The following is a 14135-nucleotide window of genomic DNA, read 5'->3' as shown; positions in this document are numbered from 1 at the left end:
CACAACGGCAGATCAGGAGGTCCCGCGATGGGCGGAACCGTGGAGGTCACCGGGCTCACCAAGAGCTTCGGGTCCCAGAACATCTGGAGCGACGTGACCCTCACGCTGCCCCAGGGCGAGGTCACCGCACTGCTGGGGCCCTCGGGCACCGGCAAGTCGGTGTTCCTGAAGTCGCTGATGGGGCTGCTGCGGCCGGAGGCCGGGGTCTGCCTGGTCGACGGGGTCGACATGGTCAAGGCACGGGAGTCCCAGCGGCAGGAGCTGCGCAAGCGGTTCGGGGTGCTCTTCCAGGACGGTGCGCTCTTCGGCTCGATGAGCGTCTTCGACAACGTCGCCTTCCCGCTGCGGGCGCACACCAGGAAGCGCGAGTCGGAGATCCGGCAGATCACCAACGACAAGCTCGACCTGGTCGGGCTGATGGGGCAGGAGCACAAGCTGCCCGGCGAGATCTCCGGCGGGATGCGCAAGCGCGCCGGCCTGGCCCGCTCGCTGGTCACCGAGCCCTCGATCATCCTGTGCGACGAGCCCGACTCGGGGCTCGACCCGGTGCGTACGGCCAACCTCGCCCAGCTGCTGGTCGACGTCAACGCGGCCACCGACGCGACGATGCTGGTGGTCACCCACAACATCGAGCTGGCACGTACGCTGCCGGACAACCTCGGCATGCTCTACCGCCGGCGGCTGGTGATGTACGGCCCGCGCGAGGAGTTTCTGCTCACCGACCACCCGGTCGTCTCCCAGTTCATGAGCGGCGACCCGATCGGGCCGATCGGGATGAGCGAGGAGACCGACCACGGCGTCAACGACGACTACGTCGAGGGCGAGGCCTACTACCCGTCCGGAGGAGTGGCGACCGTACGCGCCGGCGCCCGCGCCATCGAGGTGCTGCCGCGCCAGCTCGCCCCGGCCAGCGGCGCACCCCGCGAGGGTGCCACGCGGCATGCGGACCGGGTGGCGAGCGGAGCCGCGACGCTCTACACCGCCGATGACGACGAGGTCGACCGAGCCCCTGCCGCAGTCCGGACGAAGGATCCGGTCAGCAGGGGGCTCGACCAGGTCGGGGCGCTCTTCGCGCTGGGCCTGGACACCTTCCGGGCGGCCTTCCGGCGGCCGTTCGCGGCCCGCGAGCTGCTCGACCAGTTCTGGTTCGTCACCTCGGTCTCCTGGATCCCGGCGATGCTGGTCGCGATCCCGTTCGGAGCGGTGATCGCGCTGCAGCTCGGCACGCTGACGGTGCAGATCGGGGCGCAGTCGTTCACCGGCGCCGCCTCGGTGCTCGCCGTCGTGCAGCAGGCGGCGCCGATCGTGACCTCGCTGGTCATCGCAGGGGCGGGCGGAGCGGCGATCTGCGCCGACCTGGGATCCCGGACGATCCGCGACGAGATCGACGCGATGCGGGTGATCGCGGTCGACCCGATCCAGGCGCTCGTGGTGCCACGCGTGCTCGCCTGCGTGCTCGCGGCGGTGCTGCTCAACGGCCTGGTCAGCGTGGTCGGCGTCCTCGGCGGCTACTTCTTCAACGTCATCATCCAGGGCGGTACGCCCGGGGCGTACCTCTCCTCCTTCACCGCGCTCGCCCAGCTCTCCGACCTGTGGGTGGGCGAGCTCAAGGCGGTGCTCTTCGGGCTCATCGCCGGACTCGTCGCCGCCTACCAGGGGCTCAACACCAAGCCCGGGCCGAAGGGGGTGGGGGAGGCGGTCAACCAGTCGGTCGTCGTCACCTTCCTGCTCCTCTTCTTCGTCAACTTCGTGATCACCACGCTCTACCTCGAGCTCGTGCCCGGGAAGGGGGCCTGAGATGGCGACGGTCGATGTGGTCAAGAAGCGGTCGCGCCTGGACCGCTCGCTGGACGGGCTGGTGCAGTCCGGCCGCGACATCCGGTTCTACGGGAAGGTGCTGGTCGGCATCCCGTCGGCGATCCGGCACTACCCCCGCGAGATCCTCCGGATCCTCTCCGAGGTCTCCTTCGGCACCGGCGCGCTCGCGGTCATCGGCGGCACCATCGGCGTGATGACGGGGATGAGCATCTTCGTCGGCACGGTCGTCGGCATGCAGGGGTACGCAGCGCTCGACCAGATCGGCACCTCGACGCTCAACGGGTTCATCTCCGCCTACTTCAACACCCGCGAGATCGCGCCGCTGGTGGCGGCCCTGGCGATGTCGGCGACCGTCGGCGCCGGGTTCACCGCCCAGCTCGGCGCGATGCGGATCAACGAGGAGATCGACGCGGTCAAGGTGATGGGGCTGGGCACGATCCCCTACCTGGTCTCGACCCGCGTGGTCGCCGGCTTCGTGGCGATCATCCCGCTCTACGTCGTCGGGCTGCTGACCTCCTATGCGGGCTCGCGGATCGTGACGGTCTACTTCCATGGGCAGTCGGCCGGGACGTACGACCACTACTTCCAGCTCTTCCTGCCGCCCATCGACATCCTGCTGAGCTTCGGGAAGGTCCTGATCTTCTCGATCCTGATCATCCTGATCCACTGCCGGCTGGGCTTCTACGCCAGCGGCGGGCCGTCGGGGGTCGGGATCGCGGTCGGGCGCTCGGTGCGGCGGACCATCGTGGTCGTCGCGCTGCTCGACCTCGCCCTCTCGATGGCGATGTGGGGCGCCACCACGACGGTGAGGATCGCAGGATGAGCCTCGGCAGACTTCGCGACGCCTTCCTCGGCCTGTGCTACCTGGCCGTGGTCGCGGCGGTGGGGCTCGGCGCCTGGCTCGCCTACGACCAGACCTTCGTGGACCGCTCCGAGGTCACGCTGACCACCGGCACCCTCGGCAACGCCCTCCAGGAGGGCTCCGACGTCAAGCTGCGTGGGGTGCCGGTCGGCACGGTCCGCACCGTCTCGGCCCGCGAGGGCGGCGCCGAGCTGACCCTGGCCCTGGAGCCCGGGGTCCTCTCCGACCTCACGACCGATACCACCGCCAGGCTGCTGCCCAAGACGCTCTTCGGGGAACGCTACGTGGCACTGCAGCCGACCGCGGGCGGGGCGGACCTCGAGGCCGGTGACACCATCGAGCAGGACCGCTCCGACGAGGCGGTCGAGCTGGAGCAGGTGCTCGACGAGCTGCTCCCGGTGCTCAAGGCGATCCAGCCCCACAAGCTCAACGCGACGCTGAGCGAGCTGGCCACGATGCTGCGCGACAACGGAGACGACATCGGCGAGGTCTTCTCGGCGTGGGCGGACTACCTGAGGAAGCTCAACCCGCTGGTCCCGCAGATGGCCGACGACCTCGCCGCGCTCGGCCGGGTCGCGGGTCACTACGAGGAGGCCGCGCCGGACCTGCTGGACGCGCTGGACACCATGACGGTGACCGCGTCGACTCTGGTCAATCAACAGAAGCAGCTCGCCGACACGTTCCGGTCGGTGACCACGACGGCCGCCGACACCGACCGCTGGCTCGAGCGCAACCGGGAGACGATCGTGGTGCTCTCCGACACCTCGCGCGACGCGCTCCGCGCGGTCAGCCCGTACGCCTCCTCCTTCCCCTGCCTCTTCAGCGCCCTGCGCGACTACGCGCCGGTGATGGCCAAGAATCTCGGCAAGGGCACCGACGAGCCCGGCTTCCATGCGCTGGTCAGCGTCTCGGAGATCCGGCAGCCCTACCCCTCCGGCTACGTCCCGAAGCTGCGCACCGGCGGCCCCCGATGCCCGTACGTCACCGGCCAGACCGGCAGCCAGCCGGCCGTCACCGGGACGGCCGACTCCGCCGAGCGGATCGAGGCACCGCCGACGGACCGGGTGCGCACCTTCGGTGCGACCACGGGGCTCGGCGAGCAGAACTCCCCGGGCGAGAACCAGCTGATCGCCGAGGTGATGGCACCAGCGGAAGGCCTGGCACCTGATGAGTATCCGACCTGGTCGAGCCTGCTGCTCGGCCCGACCCTGCGAGGCACGGAGGTGATCGTCCGATGAGACTCAACAGTGGCGGCTCGGTCGCGGTGACGCTCACCAAGTCGGTGGTCTTCGCGCTGGTGACGGTCCTGGCGATGGCGGCGCTGGCGACGACGATCTCCAACGGGTCGACCTCGTCGGGGCGTACGTTCACGGCGCTCTTCACCGACGTGACCAGCCTCAACAAGGGCGACGACGTGCGGATGGCGGGGGTGAAGATCGGCACCGTCCAGTCCATCGGGCTGCGCCACAACGACACCGCCGAGGTCGTCTTCACCGCGGCCGAGTCGGCGCCTATGGTCGAGGGGACCCGGGCGGAGCTGCGGTTCCGCAACCTGATCGGGCAGCGTTACATCGCACTGGAGCCGGGTGCTCCCGGCGGCGAGCCGCTGCGCGCCGGCTACACGTTCGAGCTCGACGAGACCCGGCCGGCGCTGGACCTGACGATGCTGTTCAACGGCTTCCAGCCGCTGTTCAAGTTCCTCGACCCGGAGGACGTCAACAACCTCAGCGCCCAGATCATCGCGGTCTTCCAGGGCGAGGGAGCGACGGTGGAGTCGCTGCTCTCCTCGACCGCCTCGCTGACCTCGACCCTCGCCGACCGCGACCAGGTGATCGGCGACCTGATCACCAACCTCAACTCGGTCCTGGAGGTGGTCAGCCAGCGCACCGGGATGCTCGACACCACCCTGGTGACGCTGCAGCGGCTGGTCTCCGGGCTGGCCGCCGACCGGGAGACGCTCGGCTCGACCATCGAGGGGATGGGCGAGCTCTCGCAGAGCGTCACCGGGCTGCTGGAGGAGGGCCGCGAGCCGCTGCGCGACTCGATCGACTCCCTTGGCGACGTCTCGGAGAACCTCGCCGAGAACGACGAGGCACTGACCACGTTCCTGACCACCATGCCGCAGAAGACCGACCAGATCGGCCGGATGGCCACCTACGGAGGCTGGCTCAACTTCTACATCTGCTCCATCGACGGGCGGATCCCGAAACCCGAGGGCTACTACGGCGACCTCGGGGTGGACTCGCCGGCAGGAAGGTGCCAATGATGGCCCGCTATCCGAAGTCGTTCGCCGAACGCAACAAGATCGTCATCGCCGTGGTCGGGATCCTGGCCATGACCGGCGTCTTCTTCGCCACCTTCTACGCCGAGGACCTCCCCGTCATCGGCGGTGGCGACACCTACGAGGCCTACTTCGCCGAGGCCGCCGGGATACGTCCCGGTGACGAGGCGCGGGTCGCCGGGGTGAAGGTCGGCGAGGTCTCCGAGCTCGAGCTCGACGGCGACAAGGTGCTGATCAGGTTCCGGGCCAAGGACGTCTCGCTCGGCTCGCAGACCACCGCGTCGATCAAGGTGAAGACGCTGCTCGGACGCAAGTTCCTCGCCCTGGACCCGGGCGGCTCGGGCCGCCTCCGCGAGCCGATCCCGGTCTCCCGGACCACGACTCCCTACGACGTCAACGCCGCCTTCTCCGACCTCTCCACCACCGTCGGGGAGATCGACATGGCCCAGGTCGAGCAGTCGATGGACGCCCTCTCGGAGGTCTTCGAGGACACTCCCGAGGACGTACGCGGCATGGTCTCCGGTCTCACCCGGCTCTCCCGCACGATCTCCTCGCGGGACCAGGAGCTGGCCGAGCTGATGAGGACGACGACCGAGGTCACCGGCACCCTCGCCGAGCGCAACGAGGAGATCGGGCTCCTGATCGAGGACGGCGACAAGCTGCTCGAGGAGCTCGCCGCCCGCCGGCAGGCGATCCACCAGATGCTCACCTACACCGACGACCTCGCCAAGCAGGTCACCGGTCTGGTCGAGGACAACCAGAAGCGTCTCCAGCCGGCCCTGAAGAAGCTCGACCAGGTCTCCGAGATCCTGCAGCGCAACCAGGACCACCTCGACAAGGCGCTCTCCCAGATCGGCGCCTACTACCGGGTGATCGGCGCCTCGATGAGCAACGGGCCGTGGATCGACGTCTACGGCTGCGGCCTCTTCGACGAGAACAACGCACCGGTGCTCGACAACGACGTCCAGCGTGACTGCAAGCCAGGAGGGACGAGATGAGACGACTCATCGCCGGGCTCCTCGTGATCGCCGTCGTCGGCGCGATCGGGTGGGGTGCTGCGTACGGGATCCGGGAGGGGCGGAAGGGCACCACCTTCTCCGCGCTCTTCGAGGCCTCCATCGGCCTCTATCCCGGCTCCGACGTGCAGATTCTCGGCGTACCGGTCGGCGAGGTGACCGCGGTGACCCCGGCCGGCGAGCACGTGAAGGTCTCGATGACGCTCGACCCCGGCCAGACCGCCGCGGCCGACACCGAGGCCGTGATCGTCGCTCCGACGCTGGTCTCGGACCGCTTCGTCCAGCTCACCGAGCCGTACGTCGACGGGCCCGAGCTCCGCGACGGCACCGTCATCGAGGAGACCGCGGTGCCGGTGGAGATCGACGACCTCTACGCCTCGCTGACCGAGGCCGGCGACCAGCTCGGTCCCAACGGCGTGAACAAGAACGGTGCGCTCTCGCGGTTCCTGGAGGTGATGGCGGCCAACCTCGACGGGCAGGGCGCCGACATCAACCAGGTGATCCGGGAAGGCGCCGATGCGTCGGCCACCCTGGCCGACATCGACCAGGACTTCTTCGCCACCGTGGAGAACCTCGACACCTTCAACCAGACCCTGCTCGAGCACGACGACGGGGTCGAGGACGCCAACCGCCGGTTCGCGCAGGTCACCGAGTATCTCGCCGACGACCGCGACGACCTGGCCTCCGCGGTCAGCAACCTCGGCGAGGCGCTCGCGCTGCTGGAGTCGTTCATCAAGGACAACCGCGGCGAGATGCGCACCAGCGTCGAGAACCTGCAGGGGCCGACCCAGGTCCTCGTCGACCAGAACGAGTCGCTCGAGGAGGCGGTCGCCACGATCCCGCTGGTGCTGCAGAAGTACGTCAATGCCTACGACCCGGCGACCAACAGCCTCGTCGGCCGCACCAACCTGAACGAGCTGAGCGTCTGGTCCGGCGACGGGCTCACCGGCCAGACCTCCGAGGACGCGCCACCGGTCCTGCTTCCCGGTGTCGGAGAGGAGCAGTGATGTCGCGCTCGTCGAGACCTCTGTCGAGACCGCTCATGGCCCTGGTGGCCACGGCCGCCCTGACCCTCTCCGGCTGCGGCCTCGGTGCCGTCAGCGGAGGCGTCTACGAGGCCCCGCTGCCCGGCGGCGCCGACGTGGGGGAGGACCCGATCACGCTGAGCGCCGAGTTCAGCGACGTACTCGATCTGGTTCCTCAGTCCAGCGTCAAGATCGACAACGTCGCGGTGGGTCGGGTCTCCAAGATCCGGCTGACCGAGGACGGCCGCAGCGCGCGGGTGTCGCTGGTGGTCAGGGACGACGTCTCGCTCCCCGCCGGCACCACGGCTCGACTGCAGCAGACCTCCCTGCTCGGGGAGAAGTACGTCGCGCTGATCCGCCCCGCCACGCCGGTCGCGGGCTCGCCCCTGGGCGATGGTGCGGTCCTCGGGAGGGGTGACACCGAGGCGGCAGCGCAGGTCGAGGAGGTGCTCGGAGCCCTGTCGATGGTGCTCAACAGCGGCGGGATCGCACAGTTCCAGGAGATCTCCCGCGAGATGCAGCAGATCTCCGACGGACGGCCGGAGGAGATCAAGGCGTTCCTGACGGAGATGGACCGGTTCGTCTCGGTCCTCGATTCGCGCTCGGCCTCGATCACCTCCGCGATCGAGTCGCTCAACGAGCTCGCGGTCACGCTGGAGAAGGACAAGACCAAGATCGCAGAAGCGCTGGAGGGGCTCTCGCCGGGCATGCAGGTGCTCGTCGACCAGCGTCCGCAGCTGGTCGCGATGCTGGAGGCGCTCGACAAGCTCTCCAAGGTCACCATCAGCACCCTGGACGAGGCCCAGGACGACATCGTCGCCGACCTGAAGCTGCTCGACCCGATCCTCGACCAGCTCGCCAAGGCCGGCTCGGACCTGCCGTACGCGCTCGAGATCCTCTTCACCTACCCGTTCCCCGACGAGGTGCTCAACGCGCTCCGCGGGGACTACATGAACCTGTTCATGATCACGAACTTCCGTACTCCTGCCGGCTGCCAGTCCAAGGGCTGCGAATGGCTGCAGCCGGCGGTCGGGGGCGGGTCCGGCGGCTCGGTCAGCTCCCAGTCCGGGTCGTCGGACGCACCGCCCGGACTGCTGCCGTCGACGACGTCGCCGGTGCCGGGCTCGTCCTCGCCGTCGATCCCGGGGGAGTCGATCCTGCCCTCCGCTCCCGGGTCGTCCTCGTCCTCCTCGGATCCGTCGCAGTCCGGGTCGTCCTCACCGTCCTCGTCCCCGTCAGATCCCTCCGGGTCGCCCTCGGAGTCACCGACCGAGCCTTCGTCCGGGTCCGGGTCGGCGACCTCCGAGACGTCGCCGGAAGGCGCGGCGAGCGACGCCGGCTCCGTGGAAGGGAGCGAATGATGCAACGGCTCACCGGAGGCGTACGCGTCAAGCTGGGGCTCTTCGTCGCTCTCGCGCTCGTGGGCACCAGCTATGTCGGGGCCCGCTATGTCGGCCTGGACCTGCTCGACGAGCCCTACCGCGTCGACGTCTCGCTGCCCGAGGGCGGCGGCCTCTTCGTCAACTCGGAGGTGACCTACCGCGGGGTGCCCGTGGGCGAGGTGACCTCCTTGGAAGCGGGCTCCGACGGCGTACGCGCGGTGCTGGAGATCGAGGGCGACGCCCCCGCCATCCCCGAGGACGTCACCGTGAAGGTCGCCAACCGGTCGGCCATCGGCGAGCAGTACCTGGACCTCCGCGGTGGCGCGGTGGGCTCCGCCCGGCTCTCCGAGGGCGACCGGCTCTCTGCGGGGGAGGAGGCGTTGCCGTACGACGCCTCCCAGGTCATCGAGACCGGCCGCGACTTCGTCGCCTCGGTGCCCGAGGAGGCCCTGGTGACGACCATCGACGAGTCCTACCTGCTGTCCCAGGGAGCCGGGTCCGACCTGCGGAAGCTGGTCGACACCTCGCTCTCGTTCCAGCAGGAGGCCGACCGCAACTTCCTCGTCTCGGCGAGCCTGATCCGCAACTCCGACCAGGTGCTCGCGACCCAGGAGGAGTCGGCGACCAGCATCAAGGCCTGGAGCAACGACCTCGCGCTCTTCTCCTCGACCCTTGCTGACTCCGACAAGGACCTACGCGACCTGATCGGGGCCGCGCCCGGCACGGCCACCGAGATCTCGCTGCTGGTCAAGGAGGTCGGGCAGCCGCTCGGGATCCTGATGAGCAACCTGGTCACGCCCGCGACGCTCTTCGGCACGAACGCCACCGCGCTCGAGTCGACCTTCGTGACCGTGCCGGAGGCGGTCAGCATCGGCTGGGCGATCAACACCTCCAACGGGCCACGGCTGAGCCTGATGCCGTCCTTCTTCAACCCGCCGCCGTGCGTCTCGGGTTATGAGGGCACCGACCTGCGCGCCGGCACCGATCTGAGCAAGGGCAAGCCGTTCAACACCGCGGCCGGCTGCGAGGCCGTGCCCCGACCGAAAACCACGAAGACCGAGACAGTCGAGCCGGGGACGGTTAGCGTCCCCACCACGCTCGCCGGACTGATGGGGGAGCGATGAGCACGACGACGGAGAGACGGACGGAGGCCTCGGTGGTCGAGCTGGTCCCCGAACAGCCGTCGAGGCGCGACCGGGTGCTCACCTGGGCCCTCCCGCTGGTGGCGCTGTGCGTGCTGGTCGCGGGCGCGCTGACCTGGTGGCGTGCGACCGGGCACGACCAGGAGATGGTCGACGAGGCCGCCCTGCGCGACCGGGTGCTGATCGTCGCGACCAGCCACATCGAGACCCTCAACTCGCTCGACTACCGCAAGGTGGACGAGGGGCTGAAGGGGTGGGCCGCGGTCACTACCGGGACCCTGCACGATCAGCTGACCAGCGTCTCCGAGGAGGACCGCAAGGTCCTCGCCGAGCAGGAGAAGATTTCGACCGGCTCGGTGATGGACGCGGCCGTGACCGAGCTCGACGACGACAGCGCGACCGTGATCGCGGCGGTCGAGATCACGGTCCGCGACGGCTCTGCTTCCGGTGAGGACGCCGAGCCGACGGTCAAGCGCAACAGGTTCGCAGCCGACCTGGTCAAGGTCGGCGACGACTGGCTCCTGGAGAGCCTCGAGCAGGTAGCGGTGAACATGTCATGAGCACTTCTCTCGTACGTCGCTGGGCACCGTTCCTCGCCGCGCTCGCCCTGATCCTGGGACTGGGAGCGTTCTGGCAGGCCGACCGGGAGCGCAGGACCGACCACGTCGGCAACCGCGCCGTCGTCGACGCCGAGGCCACCACCGAGGTGCAGTCGGCCGTCACCACCGGCCTGCTCCAGGTCTTCTCCTACGACTTCTCCGATCCCGGTCCGACCGCTGCCGCCGCTGACGAGTTCCTCGCCGGAGACGCCCGCAAGGAGTACGACCTCCTCTTCAAGCAGCTCCAGGAGAAGGCCCCCGGCCAGAAGCTCGTGCTCAGTGCCGAGGTCCAGGTCGCCGCGGTCAAGTCCCTCGACGCCGACTCCGCCGAGCTCCTGGTCTTCCTGGACCAGGCCTCCCAGCGCTCCACCGACAAGGAGTCATCCATCTCCGCCGCCCAGATCGCCGTCGAGGCGGCGAAGGTCGACGGCCAGTGGAAGGTGACCGCCCTCGACCTCTTCTGATGGCTCTCTAGTCGCCGCCGCCTCCGCCGCCGCCGCAGCTCGAGCCGCAGGAGGAGTTGCAGAAGTGGTTGTTGCCGGAGTCGTAGGTGGAGCCGCACGAACTCGAGCCGGAGCTGCCGCCGCCCCGTCTACGGGGACCTCGGCGGCGGTTGCGACGCCTCTTGAGACCGGGCTCGATCAGTAGGTAGATGACCAAGCCGAGGACCCCGAGGATGATCAGGATTTCCATGTGAAGCTCCGTTTCCAGGTGCGGCGGCTGAGGTGCCAGATCTGTGAGCCGAGACCGATGGTGAGCACCCGGCGCCCGGCGATCCGGGTGAGTGCCCACTGCCGACGGCCTTCGTAGACCTCGTGCAGCCGGAGCCAGTCGGCGCCGATGCTGGTCAGGAAGCCGCGTACGTCATCGTGGGCGCAGCCCTGCTGCGGGTGCTGCGCGGCCCAGGCATGGAAGCGGGCCCGCCAGTCCGGGAGCAGGTCGAGCTCGGGGGCGGCGTGCTCGGCGGCCGAGGAGCGCTTGTGGTGGAGGACCCGCGTGGTCGCGGTGGTCCCGGCGGGGTCGAACCCCGGCGGCGTACGTCCCGCCAGCAGGTCGTCGAGGACCTCGCGCTGCCGCGCGGCGAGCTGCTCGCGTACCGCGCCTGGGGAGTCCATGTGAGGAGTGTGCCCGATTCGTTTGGGCCGGCGCCGCACTATATAAAAGTCAAAGTTGAGTGGAACAGACTCAACTTTGGTTGTGTTGAGATAGATGCGGGTGACAGGCACTCGCGGCAGACTCAGGTGCGTCCCCAGGAGGAGAGCAGAGACAGATGAGCCAGTTTTCGGCAGACAAGTTCACCACCAAGGCTCGCGAGGCGATCGAGGCCGCGCAGCTTTCCGCCACGACGGCGGGCAACACCACCACTGAGCCGATCCACCTGCTCGTCGCGCTCCTGCAGCAGGACGAGGGCACCGCGACGTCGATGGTCACCAAGTCCGGTGTGGACGCCGAGGAGCTGTCGCGAGCGGCGGCCGCCGATCTCGCCGGTCTCCCGCGTGCCAGCGGGTCCACGGTGCAGCAGCCCGCTGCCTCGGGTGGGCTGACCCGGGTCCTTGCCGGCGCGATCACCCTGGCCACCTCCCTGAAGGACGACTACGCCGCGACCGAGCACCTGCTGATCTCGCTGGCCACGGTCGAGTCGTCGGCGCAGAAGGTGCTCAAGAGCGCCGGGCTCACCGAGAAGGGGCTGCGCGAGACGCTGAAGGCGGTCCGCGGCAACCGCCGGGTGACGAGCCAGGACGCCGAGGACTCCTACGAGGCGCTCGAGAAGTACTCCCAGGACCTCACCGAGGCCGCCGAGCGCGGCAAGCTCGACCCGGTCATCGGGCGTGACTCCGAGATCCGCCGCGTCATCCAGGTGCTGTCGCGGCGTACGAAGAACAACCCGGTCCTCATCGGCGAGCCCGGCGTCGGCAAGACGGCCGTCGTCGAAGGGCTCGCCCAGCGGATCATCGCCGGCGACGTACCCGACTCGCTGAAGGGTCGCCGTCTCCTGTCCCTCGACCTGGCGGCGATGGTCGCCGGTGCGCAGTACCGCGGCCAGTTCGAGGAGCGGCTCAAGGCCGTCCTGGAGGAGATCAAGGCCGCCGAGGGCCAGGTCATCACCTTCATCGACGAGCTCCACACCGTCGTCGGCGCGGGCGCCGGCGGCGACTCCGCGATGGACGCCGGCAACATGCTCAAGCCGATGCTCGCCCGCGGTGAGCTGCACATGATCGGTGCGACCACGCTCGACGAATACCGCGAGCGCATCGAGAAGGACCCGGCCCTGGAGCGCCGGTTCCAGCAGGTCTTCGTCGGCGAGCCGTCGGTCGAGGACACCGTGCAGATCCTGCGCGGCATCCAGGAGAAGTACGAGGCCCACCACGGTGTCCGCATCACCGATGCCGCCCTGGTGGCCGCCGCGACCCTGTCCGACCGCTACATCACCGGCCGGCAGCTGCCCGACAAGGCGATCGACCTGATCGACGAGGCCGCCTCCCGGCTGCGGATGGAGATCGAGTCGTCTCCGGAGGAGATCGACCAGCTCCGCCGCGCCGTCGACCGGCTGAAGATGGAGGAGTTCGCGCTCTCCAAGGAGTCCGACGACGCCTCGCTCGAGCGTCACGCGGCGCTGCGCAAGGAGCTCGCCGACAAGGAGGAGGAGCTGCGCGGGCTGGAGGCGCGCTGGGAGCAGGAGAAGGCCTCTCTCGAGGGTGAGGGTGCTCTGCGCAAGCAGCTCGACGCGCTGCGCAGCGAGGCCGAGCGGCTCCAGCGGGAGGGATCGCTGGGGGAGGCCTCGGAGATCCTCTACGGTCGCATCCCGGAGCTGGAGCGGCAGATCGCCGAGGCCGCCGAGGCCGAGGGCGAGGGCGAGGTCGCCGACCGGCTGGTCGGCGAGGAGGTCGCTGCCCAGCAGATCGCCGAGGTCGTCGAGGCCTGGACCGGCATCCCGACCGGCAAGATGCTCCAGGGTGAGCAGGCCAAGCTGCTCGAGATGGAGTCCGTCATCGGACGGCGCCTCATCGGGCAGAAGTCAGCGGTCACGGCCGTTGCCGACGCCGTCCGCCGCTCTCGTGCAGGCATCGCCGACCCCAACCGCCCCACCGGCTCGTTCCTGTTCCTGGGCCCGACCGGCACCGGTAAGACAGAGCTCGCCAAGTCGCTCGCCGACTTCCTCTTCGACGACGAGCGAGCGATCGTACGCATCGACATGTCCGAGTACTCCGAGAAGCACTCGGTCGCCCGTCTGGTCGGAGCGCCTCCGGGCTACGTCGGCTACGAGGAGGGTGGTCAGCTGACCGAGGCGGTGCGCCGCCGCCCCTATTCGGTGGTGCTGCTCGACGAGGTCGAGAAGGCCCACCCCGAGGTCTTCGACATCCTGCTGCAGGTGCTCGACGACGGGCGCCTGACCGACGGCCAGGGCCGCACGGTCGACTTCCGCAACACTGTCCTCATCCTCACCTCCAACCTCGGCTCGGCCTTCCTGGTCGACCCGGTGATGGACGAGCACGAGAAGCGCGAGTCGGTCATGGCGGTGGTCCGGGCGTCGTTCAAGCCCGAGTTCCTCAACCGCCTCGACGAGGTCGTCATGTTCGACGCCCTCTCGCTCGCCGACCTCACCAAGATCGTCGACATCCAGCTCGGTCTGCTCGAGAAGCGTCTGGCCGCCCGCCGCATCTCGATCTCCGTCACTACGCAGGCTCGGGAGTGGCTCGCCGAGACCGGTTACGACCCGGCGTACGGCGCCCGGCCGCTGCGCCGCCTCATCCAGTCCGCCATCGGCGACCCTCTCGCCAGGATGCTCATCGGCGGCGAGGTGTCCGACGGCGGCCAGGTCACCGTCGACCGCGACGGCGACGGCCTCACCCTGAAGGTCTGACCACCGCCGCCCGAAACCGTAGTTCTGGCGGGCCGAATCCGTAGTTGTGGGCGACGAAACTGCCGTTGACCACGGCGAGCGTGCTGCCGTGTAGGTCGACCGTGGTCGGCACCCGGAACAGGTCGGACTCGATCACCTCGACGACCTC

13 protein-coding genes are annotated in these 14135 nt (G+C 69.2%); 11 read left to right on the top strand and 2 right to left on the bottom strand.

The genetic code is table 11. The annotated features are described in order from the left end of the window. The first annotated feature begins 27 nt into the window (after window positions 1–27). The 10 genes from ABTX24_RS29680 to ABTX24_RS27620 are packed head-to-tail and all read left to right on the top strand — an operon-like array spanning window position 28 to window position 10589. Window positions 28–1797 (top strand): ABC transporter permease, encoded by a 1770-nt coding sequence (locus ABTX24_RS29680; RefSeq protein ID WP_502891114.1) that lies wholly within the window; start codon window positions 28–30, stop codon window positions 1795–1797. 1 nt (window position 1798) lies between these two features. Further along, on the top strand, window positions 1799–2641 hold the full coding sequence (locus ABTX24_RS27660) for an MlaE family ABC transporter permease (RefSeq protein WP_160026635.1): 843 nt from the start codon (window positions 1799–1801) through the stop codon (window positions 2639–2641). Then, window positions 2638–3918 carry an MCE family protein gene (locus ABTX24_RS27655; protein WP_350844242.1) on the top strand — a complete coding sequence of 427 codons (1281 nt, stop codon included), beginning with the start codon at window positions 2638–2640 and terminating at the stop codon, window positions 3916–3918. Before ABTX24_RS27660 ends, ABTX24_RS27655 begins: the two co-directional genes overlap by 4 nt. Further along, the gene (locus tag ABTX24_RS27650; protein ID WP_160026637.1) at window positions 3915–4946 is read left to right on the top strand and encodes an MCE family protein; all 1032 of its coding nucleotides are present in this window, start codon (window positions 3915–3917) and stop codon (window positions 4944–4946) included. Before ABTX24_RS27655 ends, ABTX24_RS27650 begins: the two co-directional genes overlap by 4 nt. After that, window positions 4946–5959: an MCE family protein gene (locus ABTX24_RS27645; protein WP_350844240.1), complete on the top strand. Its 1014-nt coding sequence runs from the start codon at window positions 4946–4948 to the stop codon at window positions 5957–5959. Before ABTX24_RS27650 ends, ABTX24_RS27645 begins: the two co-directional genes overlap by 1 nt. Next, window positions 5956–6984, top strand: coding sequence for an MCE family protein (locus ABTX24_RS27640; protein WP_350844238.1), 1029 nt, complete (start codon window positions 5956–5958; stop codon window positions 6982–6984). The genes ABTX24_RS27645 and ABTX24_RS27640 overlap by 4 nt, the downstream gene beginning before the upstream one ends. A gap of 35 nt (window positions 6985–7019) precedes the next feature. Beyond that, window positions 7020–8363, top strand: a complete 1344-nt coding sequence (locus tag ABTX24_RS27635) for an MCE family protein (RefSeq protein ID WP_350844236.1) — start codon at window positions 7020–7022, stop codon at window positions 8361–8363. Further along, complete coding sequence (locus ABTX24_RS27630; RefSeq protein WP_350844234.1) at window positions 8363–9508, top strand: MlaD family protein; 1146 nt, start codon at window positions 8363–8365, stop codon at window positions 9506–9508. Before ABTX24_RS27635 ends, ABTX24_RS27630 begins: the two co-directional genes overlap by 1 nt. Further along, window positions 9505–10086 (top strand): hypothetical protein, encoded by a 582-nt coding sequence (locus tag ABTX24_RS27625; RefSeq protein WP_350844232.1) that lies wholly within the window; start codon window positions 9505–9507, stop codon window positions 10084–10086. Before ABTX24_RS27630 ends, ABTX24_RS27625 begins: the two co-directional genes overlap by 4 nt. Next, window positions 10083–10589, top strand: a complete 507-nt coding sequence (locus tag ABTX24_RS27620; RefSeq protein WP_350844230.1) for a hypothetical protein — start codon at window positions 10083–10085, stop codon at window positions 10587–10589. The genes ABTX24_RS27625 and ABTX24_RS27620 overlap by 4 nt, the downstream gene beginning before the upstream one ends. A 7-nt stretch (window positions 10590–10596) precedes the next feature. Here ABTX24_RS27620 and ABTX24_RS27615 read toward each other — a convergent pair whose 3' ends face one another. Next, entirely contained in the window at window positions 10597–10818 is a 222-nt protein-coding gene (locus ABTX24_RS27615) for a hypothetical protein (RefSeq protein WP_350844228.1), read from the bottom strand. Further along, complete coding sequence (locus tag ABTX24_RS27610) at window positions 10806–11240, bottom strand: SCO6045 C-terminal-like domain-containing protein (RefSeq protein WP_350844226.1); 435 nt, start codon at window positions 11238–11240, stop codon at window positions 10806–10808. The genes ABTX24_RS27615 and ABTX24_RS27610 overlap by 13 nt, the downstream gene beginning before the upstream one ends. A 155-nt stretch (window positions 11241–11395) precedes the next feature. Between ABTX24_RS27610 and clpB the strand changes: the two genes are divergently transcribed. Further along, a complete protein-coding gene (gene clpB / locus ABTX24_RS27605) occupies window positions 11396–13987 on the top strand; it encodes an ATP-dependent chaperone ClpB (protein ID WP_350844224.1) in 2592 nt (863 codons plus the stop codon). Window positions 13988–14135 lie beyond the last annotated feature (148 nt).

The sequence above is a fragment of the Nocardioides sp. NPDC127514 genome, assembly GCF_040302125.1.
GTDB lineage: Bacteria > Actinomycetota > Actinomycetes > Propionibacteriales > Nocardioidaceae > Nocardioides.
The sequence above is the reverse complement of the archived record's forward strand: the minus strand, read 5'-3'. Positions and strand labels throughout refer to the sequence as shown.